This is a genomic window from Mesorhizobium sp. M6A.T.Ce.TU.016.01.1.1 (assembly GCF_003997065.1).
Lineage (GTDB): Bacteria > Pseudomonadota > Alphaproteobacteria > Rhizobiales > Rhizobiaceae > Mesorhizobium > Mesorhizobium mediterraneum.
This window is the reverse complement of record NZ_RZTJ01000004.1, coordinates 169758-182251: the sequence shown is the minus strand read 5'-3', so window position 1 is coordinate 182251 and position 12494 is coordinate 169758. Positions and strand designations below refer to the sequence as shown.

The 12494-nt window shown below is 63.3% G+C and carries 10 protein-coding genes; 7 read left to right on the top strand and 3 right to left on the bottom strand.

Annotated elements, in window-relative coordinates; genetic code table 11:
* Nucleotides 1-26: 26 nt before the first annotated feature.
* A complete protein-coding gene (locus tag EOC94_RS09600) occupies nucleotides 27-2528 on the bottom strand; it encodes a heavy metal translocating P-type ATPase (protein ID WP_127290062.1) in 2502 nt (833 codons plus the stop codon).
* Nucleotides 2529-2721: 193 nt separating this feature from the next.
* Here EOC94_RS09600 and EOC94_RS09595 point away from each other — a divergent pair, with 193 nt between their 5' ends.
* The 6 genes from EOC94_RS09595 to EOC94_RS09570 all read left to right on the top strand — a co-directional run bounded on the left by EOC94_RS09595 (nucleotide 2722) and on the right by EOC94_RS09570 (nucleotide 10668).
* A complete protein-coding gene (locus tag EOC94_RS09595; RefSeq protein ID WP_127290429.1) occupies nucleotides 2722-3573 on the top strand; it encodes a glycosyltransferase family 25 protein in 852 nt (283 codons plus the stop codon).
* 33 nt (nucleotides 3574-3606) lie between these two features.
* A complete protein-coding gene (locus EOC94_RS09590) occupies nucleotides 3607-6408 on the top strand; it encodes a [protein-PII] uridylyltransferase (protein WP_127290060.1) in 2802 nt (933 codons plus the stop codon).
* Between the two features lie 46 nt (nucleotides 6409-6454).
* Nucleotides 6455-8059, top strand: coding sequence for a murein biosynthesis integral membrane protein MurJ (murJ, locus tag EOC94_RS09585; protein WP_127290058.1), 1605 nt, complete (start codon nucleotides 6455-6457; stop codon nucleotides 8057-8059).
* Nucleotides 8060-8176: 117 nt separating this feature from the next.
* A complete protein-coding gene (gene trpS / locus EOC94_RS09580) occupies nucleotides 8177-9244 on the top strand; it encodes a tryptophan--tRNA ligase (RefSeq protein WP_127290056.1) in 1068 nt (355 codons plus the stop codon).
* Between the two features lie 91 nt (nucleotides 9245-9335).
* Nucleotides 9336-9827: a universal stress protein gene (locus EOC94_RS09575; protein ID WP_095483040.1), complete on the top strand. Its 492-nt coding sequence runs from the start codon at nucleotides 9336-9338 to the stop codon at nucleotides 9825-9827.
* A gap of 271 nt (nucleotides 9828-10098) precedes the next feature.
* Nucleotides 10099-10668, top strand: coding sequence for a NifU family protein (locus EOC94_RS09570; protein ID WP_095483050.1), 570 nt, complete (start codon nucleotides 10099-10101; stop codon nucleotides 10666-10668).
* A gap of 101 nt (nucleotides 10669-10769) precedes the next feature.
* Here the strand turns inward: EOC94_RS09570 and EOC94_RS09565 are convergent, their stop codons facing one another.
* Nucleotides 10770-11387, bottom strand: a complete 618-nt coding sequence (locus tag EOC94_RS09565) for a L,D-transpeptidase (RefSeq protein ID WP_127290054.1) — start codon at nucleotides 11385-11387, stop codon at nucleotides 10770-10772.
* A gap of 225 nt (nucleotides 11388-11612) precedes the next feature.
* Between EOC94_RS09565 and cueR the strand changes: the two genes are divergently transcribed.
* The gene (cueR, locus tag EOC94_RS09560; RefSeq protein ID WP_127204054.1) at nucleotides 11613-12035 is read left to right on the top strand and encodes a Cu(I)-responsive transcriptional regulator; all 423 of its coding nucleotides are present in this window, start codon (nucleotides 11613-11615) and stop codon (nucleotides 12033-12035) included.
* Nucleotides 12036-12079: 44 nt separating this feature from the next.
* On the opposite strand, the gene EOC94_RS09555 is transcribed toward cueR, so the two are convergent.
* Nucleotides 12080-12406, bottom strand: a complete 327-nt coding sequence (locus EOC94_RS09555) for a GYD domain-containing protein (RefSeq protein ID WP_095483041.1) — start codon at nucleotides 12404-12406, stop codon at nucleotides 12080-12082.
* Nucleotides 12407-12494: the final 88 nt, after the last annotated feature.

Sequence of the window (12494 nt, the reverse complement as noted above, 5' to 3'; positions counted from 1 at the left end):
AACGAATTCCTATCTGGGGATTTCGCTCAGAGTTTCAACGTCCTGAGCCGCAACGCGTTGGTGATGACCGAAACCGAGGACAGGCTCATCGCCGCCGCCGCAAGCATCGGCGACAACAGCGTACCGGTGAGCGGATAGAGCACGCCGGCGGCGACCGGCACGCCAAGCACGTTGTAAAGGAAGGCGAAGAACAGGTTCTGGCGGATGTTGCGGATCGTCGCCTGGGCGAGCGTGCGGGCCCGGACGATGCCGTTGAGATCGCCCTTGACCAGCGTGATCCCGGCGCTTTCGACCGCAACATCGGCGCCGGTTCCCATGGCGATGCCGACATCGGCGGCGGCCAGCGCCGGCGCGTCGTTGACGCCGTCGCCGGCCATGGCGACGGCGGCGCCCCTGGCGCGCAGCTCATCGACCAGCGCGCTCTTCTGTTCCGGCAGCAGGCCGGCACGCACCTCATCGATGCCGAGCTTGCTGGCGATGGCTTTCGCCGTGCGTTCGTTATCGCCTGTCGCCATGATGATCTTCAGGCCGCGATCGTGCAGCGCCTTGATCGCCTCTGATGTCGTCGCCTTGATCGGGTCGGCGACGGCGACGATGCCGGCCAGTTTGTTGCCGACGGCGACGAACATCGCGGTCTTGCCCTCGGTCTGCAGCGCCTCGGCGCTGGTCGAGACGGATGCGATATCGATGCCGAGATCGGCCATCATCGCGGCGTTGCCGAGCGCGACCTTCTTTCCCGACACCGTGCCGGAAACGCCCTTGCCGGTGATCGCCTCGAAACCACCGGCGTCGGGGATCTCCACCCCGCGTTCACGGGCACCTTCGACGATTGCCTCGGCCAGCGGGTGCTCCGAGCCTTTTTCCAGGCCGGCGGCGAGTGCGAGGAGATCATCTTCCGTCACGCCTTCGGCAGCGACGACGTCGGTCAATCTCGGCCGACCTTCGGTCAATGTGCCGGTCTTGTCGACGATCAGCGTGTCGACCGAAGCAAAGCGTTCGAGCGCCTCCGCGTCCTTGATCAGCACGCCGGCATGCGCGCCGCGCCCTGTGGCGGTCATGATCGACATCGGCGTGGCAAGACCGAGCGCGCAGGGACAGGCGATGATCAGCACTGAGACCGCCGAGACGATGGCAAAGATCAGGCTGGGTTGCGGCCCGAAGATCGCCCAGGCGATGAACGCAACGATCGCAACCACTACGACGGCCGGGACGAAATAGAAGGAGACGCGGTCGGCCAGACCCTGGATCGGCGCACGCGAACGCTGCGCCTTGGCGACGAGCTCGACGATCCGCGCCAGCGTGGTCTCGGCACCGATCCTCTCGGCGCGCATGATCAGCGAACCGTTTTTGTTGAGCGTGCCGCCGGTGAGCGCGTCGCCTTCAGTCTTTTCGACCGGCAGCGGCTCGCCTGACAGCATCGATTCGTCGATGGAAGAGCGGCCCTCCAGCACGGTGCCGTCGACCGGCACGGCGTCGCCGGGGCGGATGCGCAGGCGAACGCCGACCTTGACCGTGTCGAGCGGCACGTCGTTTTCGGAACCGTCCTCGCCAATCAGCCGCGCGGTCTTCGGCGCGAGGTCGAGCAGCGCGCGGATCGCCGAGCCGGTTTTTTCTCGGGCGCGCAATTCCAGCACCTGGCCGAGAAAAACCAGCGCCACGATGACGGCGGCTGCCTCGAAATAGACCGGCACCGTGCCCTCATGACCGCGGAACTGGTGCGGAAATATATCCGGGAACAGCGCGGCGACGACGCTGTAGAGATAGGCGGCACCAACACCGAGCGAGATCAGCGTCCACATGTTGGGACTGCGGTTGAGAACCGAATCCCAACCGCGATGGAAGAAGGGAAAGGCGGCCCACAAGACAACCGGGCTCGCAAGCGCTAGTTCCACCCAGACCTTCGCCGAATCCTCGATGAAGGCGCTAAACGTCAGGCCGAGCATCGGCGCCATGGCGAAGATCAGCAATGGCACGGACAAGACGGCGCTCACCCAGAAGCGCCTGGTGAAATCGACCAGTTCCGGGTTCGGCCCCTCGTCGCCGGTCGGCACGCCCATCGGTTCCAGCGCCATGCCGCAGATCGGGCAGGCGCCAGGTTTGTCGCGGACGATTTCGGGATGCATCGGGCAGGTGTATTGCGTGCCTTTCGGCATCGCCTGAGGCTCTGGCTTGTCGCCAAGATACTTTGCCGGCTCCGCCTCAAATTTCACCTTGCAACCGGCCGAGCAAAAATAGAAGCCCTGACCTTCATGCCGGGAAAAGTGCTTCGCGGTGGCACGGTCGACACGCATGCCGCAGACGGGGTCGGTGGCCGTAAGGTACTTTTCCGGCTCGGCGGCGAATTTCGAACGGCAGCGCTCGCTGCAGAAATGATAGAGATGGCTGCCATGCTCAGCTGTCGGCTTACCGGCGGCCGGATCGACGGTCATGCCGCAGACCGGATCGCGAATGACGGCGTCGGCGACGGACGCAGCTTTCGCCGAGCAGCAGCCGCTATGCGCGTGATGGTCGTGGTCGGAATGGGTCATGCGGGAAAGGCCTCTCTGTCTCGATCTTGAGACTGAGGTAGTGCTTCCAGTGACTGGAAGGTCAAGGGCCAATTTCAGCCTTTCGTGCCGTAGTGTATGCCGGGTGGGCCTGGGTCGGTAAAATCCCGCACCCAACCGCATCCATATGCTATGGACGCCACCACTCTTGGCTAACCGCATCGATCCCGTTCAAATGAAATGCCTGGTCATCAATCTCGATCGGTCCCGCGACAGGCTCGCCCATATGACGGCCGAGTTTGCCAGCCTCGGCGTTCAGTTCGAACGGGTTGCAGCGATCGACGCGCAAGATCGGCCGGACCTCGCCCGCATGCCGCTGCGTGTTAAGCGCAAGTCGTCGCTGCGCCTGGCCGACGCCGAGATCGCTTGTCTCCTCAGCCATAAAGCCTGCTGGGCAATCATCGCGGCCGGCGACGATGCCTACGGTGCCGTCTTCGAGGACGACATCGTCTTTTCCGCAAAAGCCGGCGCATTGCTTGCCGACGCCGGCTGGATTCCGGCCGATGCCGATATCGTCAAGCTGGAGACGTTCTTCAAGAAAACCACGATCGCACGCACACACGTTTCTGCAGGACGCGGCTTTTCCGTGTCCAGGCTTCACAGGATCCACATCGGGACAGCCGGCTACATAGTTTCAAGGCAGGCCGCGCGCGACCTCATCAATGCCACCGAGGATATCGGTATTCCGGTCGATCACGTCGTCTTCAATCCGCGCTTGGCAACATCGTCCAGCAAGACCATCTATCAGCTTGTTCCAGCGCTGTGCGTCCAGGACCAGTTCCTGGGCGACAAGGCGATCGGGCTGCCAAGCCTGCTCAAATCGGAGCGGAGCGACCAGTGGGCTGCAATCGGCATGGTCAAAAGACACAAGAAGACGGGAGCCAACAAGATCAAGTCCGAGGTCAAGCGGATCGTGCAGCAGATTTTCGACCTCTGCCGGCTGCGGCAGGAGACGATCATCCCGTTCGACTACCGTGGAGAGCGTGTCCGTCCGCCCCATACCCAGCGCCGCGAAAACGCGCTATAGACGCCGCCGAAACGGCGAGGCCGATCTGCGCACATGGCAAGAATCTCTCTAAAGCTCGATGAACTGATCGACGGCGAAGCCTTGCGCCGCGAGATGACCGCGCTGACTGCGGCCACGGCAGGCGACGGCTCCGGCAAAACTGCGCGCGCCGGTGTTCTCCAGCTTCTCAAGGGCAGGCTGGCAGCCGGCCGCGCCGTCGCCGAACGCATGCTGATGGACGATGGCAGCGGCACCGCCTGCGCCGCCCGGCTGTCGCATCTCATGGACGAAATCATCCGCGCGCTCTACGATTTCGCCGCCACCCATGTCTATCGCGTCAAAAACCCGTCATCGGCCGAACGCATGGCCGTCGTCGCGGTCGGCGGCTATGGCCGCGGCACGCTGGCGCCGGGATCCGACATCGATCTCCTCTTCCTGCTGCCCTACAAGCAGACGCCATGGGGCGAGCAGATCGTCGAATACATGCTCTACATGCTATGGGATCTGGGGCTGAAGGTCGGCCACGCCACCCGCAACATCGACGAATGCCTGCGGCAGTCGCGCACCGACATCACCATCCGCACCTCGATCCTGGAAGCGCGTTTCCTGTGGGGCGAGCGGAAGCTCTATGACGAGCTCTTGCAGCGCTTCGACCGCGAGGTGGTGCGCACGACCGGACCCGAATATGTGCAGGCCAAGCTTGCCGAACGCGACGAACGCCACGCCAAGGCCGGCGAAAGCCGCTATTTGGTCGAACCCAACGTCAAGGACGGCAAGGGCGGCCTGCGCGACCTGCAGACGTTGTTCTGGATCGGCAAATACTTCTACCGGGTGCGCACCGGCGAGGAGTTGGTCGAAAAGGGCGTCTTCACCGACGGCGAATACAGGGAATTCCAGAAGGCCGAGGATTTCCTGTGGGCGGTGCGCTGCCACATGCATTTCCTCACCGGCAAGGCCGAGGAACGGCTGCATTTCGACATCCAGCGCGAGATCGCCGAACGGCTGGGCTACACCACACATCCGGGCCTCTCGGCGGTCGAGCGCTTCATGAAGCACTACTTCCTCGTCGCCAAGGATGTCGGAGATCTCACCCGCATCTTCTGCGCTGCGCTCGAGGAGGAGCAGGCCAAGCATGTGCCGGGCTTCAACCGCATCTTCCTCACCTTCTCGCGCCGCAAGCGCAAGCTTGCCGGCACGTCTGATTTCATTATCGACAACCATCGCATCAACATCGCCGACGACCAGGTGTTCGAGCGCGACCCGGTCAATCTCTTGAGGCTGTTCTGGTTCGCCGACAAGCATGGGCTTGAATTCCACCCCGATGCGCTGAAGCTTTTGACCCGTTCGCTCGGCCTCGTCGGCAAGGCACTCAGGCGCGACGAGGAAGCCAACCGGCTGTTCCTCGACATATTGACGTCGGACCGCAATGCCGAACTCAATCTCAGGCGCATGAACGAGGCGGGACTGCTGGGAAAGCTGATCCCGGATTTCGGCAAGATCGTCGCCATGATGCAGTTCTCGATGTACCACCATTACACTGTGGACGAGCATTTGATCCGCTGCATCGGCGTGCTGGCCGAGATCGAGCGCGGCGACGGCGAAAAAACCCATCCGCTTTCCCACAAGCTGATGCCGGGGCTGAAGAAAAGCCGCGAGGCGCTCTATGTCGCGGTGCTTTTGCACGACATTGCCAAGGGGCGGCCGGAGGACCATTCCGAGGCGGGCGCCCGGATCGCGCGGCGCATCTGCCCGCATATGGGGCTATCGGCGGCCGACACCGAAACGGTCGCGTGGCTGGTCGAGAACCATCTCGTCATGTCGATGACGGCGCAGACCCGCGATCTCAACGACCGCAAGACGATCGAGGATTTCGCCGCGATCGTGCAGTCGGTCGAACGGCTGAAGCTGCTGCTCGTCCTCACCATCTGCGACATCAGGGGCGTCGGGCCGGGCGTTTGGAACGGCTGGAAGGGGCAGTTGCTGCGCACGCTCTACTACGAGACCGAATTGCTGTTGACCGGCGGGTTTTCAGAAGTGTCGCGTGCGATGCGCACCGCGGCTGCCCGCGAAAAGCTGGCCGAGGCGCTCGCCGATTGGCCGGAAAAGGCCCGCAAGCGCTATGTCGGCAAGCACTACGAGAATTATCTGCTGACGGTCGATCTCGCCGACCAGCTTCGCCACGCCGAATTCATCCGCGAGGCGGATGCGGCGGGCAAGAAGCTCGCCACCATGATCAAGACCCACCAGTTCGAGGCGGTGACCGAAATCACCGTGCTGGCGCAGGACCATCCCCGCCTGCTTTCGGTCATTGCCGGCGCCTGTGTGGCGGCCGGCGGCAACATCGTCGATGCGCAGATCTTCACCACCTCCGATGGCCGTGCGCTGGACACGATCCTGATATCGAGGGAGTTCGACCGCGACGAAGACGAGCGCCGCCGCGCCGAACGCGTCGGCCGCCTGATCGAGGACGTGCTGTCGGGAAAGAGCTGGCTGCCGGAGATGATCGAAAAGCGGACCAAGCCGCGGCGCGGCGCCAAGGTGTTCCGCATCCAGCCGCGCGCCGAAATCCGCAACACGCTATCGAACCGGTTCTCGGTAATCGAGGTCGAGGGGCTGGATCGGCCGGGCCTGCTGTCCGAGATTACCGGGGCGTTGTCCGACCTGTCGCTTGACATCGCGTCGGCGCACATCACCACCTTCGGCGAAAAGGTCATCGACACCTTCTATGTCACAGACCTCACCGGCCAGAAGATCGACAGCCCGACCCGCACGACCGCCATTCACAACAGGCTGATCGCGGCCCTCGAAGGCACCGTGCCCGAGCGCGGCGGCAAGGCCAAGGCCGCCGCCGAGTGAACGCCGGCCTCGATTTTTCCCCATCACGCAGGCAATCTCCGCACAAATGAGCCTTGTCAAGAAATTCGCGACGGTCGCTTCCGGCACGCTGATGAGCCGCGCTCTCGGCTTCGCCCGCGAGATGCTGATGGCGGCCGCGCTCGGCACCGGACCGATCGCCGACGCCTTCAACGCCGCGTTCCAGTTCCCCAACACCTTTCGCCGGCTGTTTGCCGAAGGCGCCTTCAACGCTGCCTTCGTGCCGCTCTTCGCCAAGGAGATCGAGACCCACGGCACCGATGGCGCCAAGCGCTTCTCCGAAGAGGTGTTCGGCGTGCTGTTCACGGCGCTGCTGGCGCTGACCATCGCCATGGAACTGGCGATGCCGCTGATCGTGCGCTACCTGGTGGCGCCGGGCTTTGCCGACACGCCGGGAAAGTTCGAGATGACGGTCGGGCTTGCGACCATCATGTTTCCCTACCTGATCTGCATGTCGCTCGGCGCCATGATGGCCGGCATGCTGAATTCGCTGCGCCGCTATTTCGCCGCCGCGGTGGCGCCGGTGTTCCTCAATATCATCCTGATCGGCGTGCTTGCCTATGCCTGGCACAAGGGATCGGACGCGCGCACCGTCGGCTTCGCGCTGGCCTGGGGCGTGCTGGCGGCGGGACTGGTGCAGCTGGCGATCGTCTGGGTGGCGGTGCGCCATGCCGGCATCTCGATCGGTTTCCGCCGGCCAAGGATGACGCCCAATGTCAAGCGGCTGCTGATCCTGGCGCTGCCGGCGGCGATCACCGGCGGCATCACCCAGATCAACCAGCTGATCGGCACGGCGATCGCGTCGGCGCAGGACAGCGCGGTGTCGTCGCTCGCTTATGCCGATCGCATCTACCAACTGCCGCTCGGCGTCGTCGGCATCGCCGTCGCCATCGTGCTCCTGCCCGAACTGTCGCGGGCGCTGAAGTCAGGCAATCTGATCGAGGCGGCCAATCTGCAGAACCGGTCGGTGGAGTTCACCTTGTTTCTGACCTTGCCGGCGGCGGCGGCCCTGCTGGTCATGTCGGAGCCGATCGTTGGGCTGGTCTACGAACGCGGCGCCTTTGCCGCCAACAACTCGACGCCGATCGTGGCGTCGATCCTGGCGATCTTCGGCCTGGGCTTGCCAGCCTTCGTGCTGATCAAGGCGTTCACCCCAGGCTATTTCGCCCGCGAGGACACGCGCACGCCGATGATCTTCGCCGCCATCTCGGTGGCGGTGAACGTCACCACCGCACTGACGCTGTTTCCGTCGATGGGCGCGCCGGGCATTGCGGTCGCCTCGGCCGTCGCCGGCTGGGTCAATGCGCTGATGCTGCTCGGCGTGCTGATCCGGCGCGGCCATTGGGGCCGCGACGTGCCGCTCATGAGACGTATCCCACGGCTGGTGCTGTCGGCGGCGGTGATGGGGGCGGCGCTCTATTTTGCCGAGCACTGGTTTGCCGCCTGGCTTGCCTCGGGCTCGCCGCTGGTCATCAAGGCTACGACGCTTCTTGCGCTGGTAGCCGGCGGGGCGTTGCTTTATTTCGTCACCGCCTTCGCCACCGGCGGCGCCGACTTCGGCATGATCCGGCGCAATATCAGGCGAGGAGCGGCGAAGGCAACGCCTGTCCCAAAATCCGAACTGGACGAATAATCCGCAGACTCTGAGCGCGGCGCCGGTCTTGATCGGATCGCCGCCTTCGTCCATAAGCGCGCCGTCGAAAGACTTTCGCCGCGCGCGAAACGGCCCTCCACAAGCCATGAGGACATCATGACCGCCTTCAAACCGCTCGTCTTTTCCGGCGTCCAGCCGACCGGCAATCTGCACCTCGGCAACTATCTCGGCGCCATCAAGAAATTCGTCGCCCTGCAGGACACCTCCGATTGCATCTATTGCGTCGTCGACCTGCATTCGCTGACCGCGCAGCTCGTGCATGAGGACCTGGCGGATCAAACGCGTGCGATCACCGCGGCGTTTCTCGCCTCCGGCATCGACCCGAAAAAGCACATCGTCTTCAACCAGTCGCGGGTCATGCAGCACGCCGAGCTCGCCTGGATCTTCAACTGCGTGGCCCGCATCGGCTGGATGAACCGCATGACGCAGTTCAAGGACAAGGCCGGCAAGGACCGCGAGAACGCCTCGCTCGGGCTGCTTGCCTATCCGAGCCTGATGGCTGCCGACATCCTTGTCTACCGTGCCACCCATGTGCCGGTCGGCGATGACCAGAAGCAGCATCTGGAGCTGACACGCGACATCGCGCAAAAATTCAACAACGACTTTTCGGACCGCATCGCCGGCCTTGGCCTCGGCATAGAGATGAAGGTCGGCGAAGAGACGGTGAACGGCTATTTCCCGCTGACCGAGCCGATCATCGGCGGACCGGCGGCGCGCATCATGTCGCTGCGCGACGGCTCGAAGAAGATGTCGAAGTCGGACCCGTCGGACCTGTCGCGCATCAATCTGACCGACGATGCCGACACCATCTCGAAGAAAATCCGCAAGGCCAAGACCGACCCCGAGGCGTTGCCCGGGGAATTGGACGGCCTTGCCAGCCGGCCCGAAGCCGAAAACCTCGTCGGCATCTATGCGGGTCTCGCCGAGATATCGAAGGAGGCGGTGCTGAAAGAGTTCGGCGGCCAGCAGTTTTCGGTGTTCAAGCCGGCGTTGGCCGACCTTGCCGTGGAAAAGCTGGCGCCGGTCGCCGGTGAAATGCGCCGCATTTCCGATGACCGTGCCTATGTCGACGCAGTGCTCAGGGATGGCGGCGAGCGCGCGGGACTATTGGCCGAGGCGACGATGAAGACCGTGCGCGACATCATCGGCCTGCTGCAAAGCTGATCTGCGCCCAACATCGCTACATCCGCCGGTCGCTTGCGGCCGGGCTGTGGCGGTGGCAGATTGCGAACCGAAACCGTCGAACAGGGTGAATATGGTCTCCAAACGCCTCAGCCGCGAAGCCGGCCATCGCCGCAAGTTCCTGGCGATCATCGACGACACGCCTGAATGCGAGCGGGCCGTCGTCTACGCCTCGAAGCGCGCGCAGAGCACCAACGGCGTGCTGGTGCTGCTCTATGTGATCGAGCCGGACGATTTCCAGCATTGGCTGGGTGTCGAGAAGATCATGCGCGAGGAGGCTACAGCGACGGCTCGCGCGGCCCTCGACAGCTATGCCAACAAGGTGCGCCAGAAGCTCGGCATCGAGCCGGAACTGGTGGTGCGCGAAGGCAAGCCGACGGAAGAGATCCACAAATTGATCGAAGAAGACCAGGATATCGCCATCCTCGTGCTGGCGGCCGGCGCCGGCAAGGAGGGGCCGGGGCCGCTGGTCGGCGCGGTCGCCGGCAAGGGCGCCGCCTTCCCCATCCCGGTGACGGTGGTGCCGCAGAACCTGTCTGACGAAGAAATCGACAGCCTGGCCTGAGGTGTGCTGATATTCACGTGAGGTCGGCCTGCAAACGGCGGCTTCCTGCGCTTCCGGTGCTCACGTACCAAAAGTACGCTCCGCTCCGGTTCTCGGAAACCATCATTTTCGGCTCGCCCTGGCTCAACACACCTCAAACCATGTTGCAGAAGACCGCAAAAACATTCTCCCAGCCAGCCGTTCTAGCGATGGCTTTCGCTTGAATGTCCCGCCGAGAAGGCCTATTTAGAATTATTCCAAACTGTCTGCCCGAATGGGCACGGAGACGTCCATGTTCATCCAGACCGAATCGACGCCAAATCCGGCGACATTGAAATTCCTGCCCGGCAAGGAAGTGCTCGTCGAAGGCACCGCCGATTTCCGTGATGCCGACAGCGCCGCCTCAGCTTCGCCGCTGGCCGGCCGGCTGTTCGAGATCCCGGGCGTCACCGGCGTCTTTTTCGGCTATGACTTCGTCACCGTGACCAAGGACGGTCCCGACTGGCAGCATCTGAAGCCGGCGATCCTCGGCGCCATCATGGAACACTTTATGTCCGGCGCGCCTGTCATGGCCAAGGCCGGTCCCGCTGCAGAGACCAGCCAGACCGGCGAATTCTACGACAAGGCCGACGAGGAGCTGGTCATCACCATCAAGGAACTGCTCGACACGCGGGTGCGCCCGGCCGTCGCCCAGGACGGTGGCGACATCACCTTCCGCGGCTTCGAGAACGGCACCGTATTCCTGCACATGAAAGGCGCCTGCGCCGGCTGCCCGTCATCGACGGCGACGCTGAAGCATGGCATCCAGAACCTGCTCCGGCATTTTGTGCCCGAGGTTCAGCAGGTCGAGCAGGTCTCTTAAGGACTCCATTCGCCTTCTCGCGACAACAAAAAACCGGGCCGAATTGCCCGGTTTTCTGTTTTGGGACGTCAGTTGTTGCCTAGACGGTCCGCGTATGAGTTCTAAAGAACGATAACCTTGGCGCCGACGGAGGTGCGGTCGTAAAGGTCGATGATGTCCTGGTTCATCAGGCGGATGCAGCCCGACGACATCGCTTTGCCGATCGAGTTCCATTCCGGGCTGCCATGCAGGCGGTAGCCCGAATCGCCGCCTCTGTTGAACAGATACAGCGCGCGCGCGCCGAGTGGGTTCGTCAATCCCGGCTCCATGCCGCCGGCAAACTTGGCGAGATCCGGCTGGCGCTTGATCATCGCCGAAGGCGGCGTCCAGGTCGGCCATTCGCGCTTCACCGCGATGCGGGCGGTGCCGCGCCATTCAAATCCCTCGCGGCCGACGCCGATGCCGTAACGCATCGCCTCGCCGCCGCCCATGACGTAATAGAGAAACTTGTTCTGCGTATCGACGACGATAGTGCCCGGCTTTTCATCGGTGTCGTAGCTCACCACCTGCCGACGGTACTTGAACGGCACCTTTTCGATCGGAATGCGCGGCAGTTGATAGCCCGCATCGGTCATCGGGCCATAGTTGCTGGTGAATATCTGCGAGCCGATGGTGCTGCAACCAGCAATAGCCGTCGACAGCGCAAGTGCGGCGACGATTGCGAATGACTTCATGCGCATGAAAAGGTCCGATGCCCCGCCCGAAATAGAGCGGCTCGAGACGGCCGCTTTGTCACCATCATTCATGCTGGCATTTGCTTTGCTTGCCAAGCGCGCGATGCCTATATGCAGGGGCTTACGCGCCGGTAAGTGCGTAACTGTGGCTTTTCGGCAACGGCCTTCGCTAGATTGTGAAGGAAATTCAATGGGGCGGCTCGCCGGACCGCCGAAGGTCGAGGAACTGTCATGAATGTCGGAGATGCCGCCCGCCGTTCCGGCCTGCCGGCCAAGACCATCCGCTACTATGAGGAGATCGGCCTGATCCGTCCTGCGCGCGCCGGCAACGGCTACCGCGACTATTGCGGCGACGACATCCACCGGCTGACTTTTCTGCGCCGCTCGCGCAATCTCGGCTTTTCCATCGACGACTGCCGCCAATTGATGGCGCTCTACCAGGACCGCAGCCGCGCCAGCCATGATGTGCGCGAGATCGCCGCCGCGCATGTGACGGCGATCGAGGAGAAGGTGCGCGAGCTGCAGTCGATGCGTTCGACCTTGCAGAAGCTGATCCATGCCTGCCACGGCGACGACCGGCCGCACTGCCGTATCCTGGATGATATTGCCGGGGCTGCGCTGGCTGGAGATAAAATCGCTTCCGCGGCGGCATGAGCGACCAGCCTCCGGCACTCCGCGAGGCCGCAAACGGACGGCCCTTACGACCCCGGCGGGCGATACCGGATCGACTTTGCCTTCCCAAGCGCTTGCATCGTCTCTTCGACGCTTAGGAGGACGGTGGTCTCATGCGAGCTGAGCGCCCCGCCCGCACCGATAGCCAGCATGACAGATGCCATCGAGACATTGTCTGGCGCCTCCCACAGATTCCAACCATCGTGCTCTCCGAAGGCGTACCAGAACCCGTGCAGCTTTCCGCCCACCGATTCTATGTAGGAACGGGCCGCCTCGCGGCGATCCTCGGGGTTTTCGATCAAGCGCGCCCAGGTTTCGGGCGTATAGCTGAATTTCGTAAGATACATCGGCATGGTTCGTCTCCTCCCAGAGCTGCGCCAACGAACCCAGTTAAGCGCCCCAATCGGAGAGAAGGCGAGTCGTTTCCGAGGCGTAGTACCG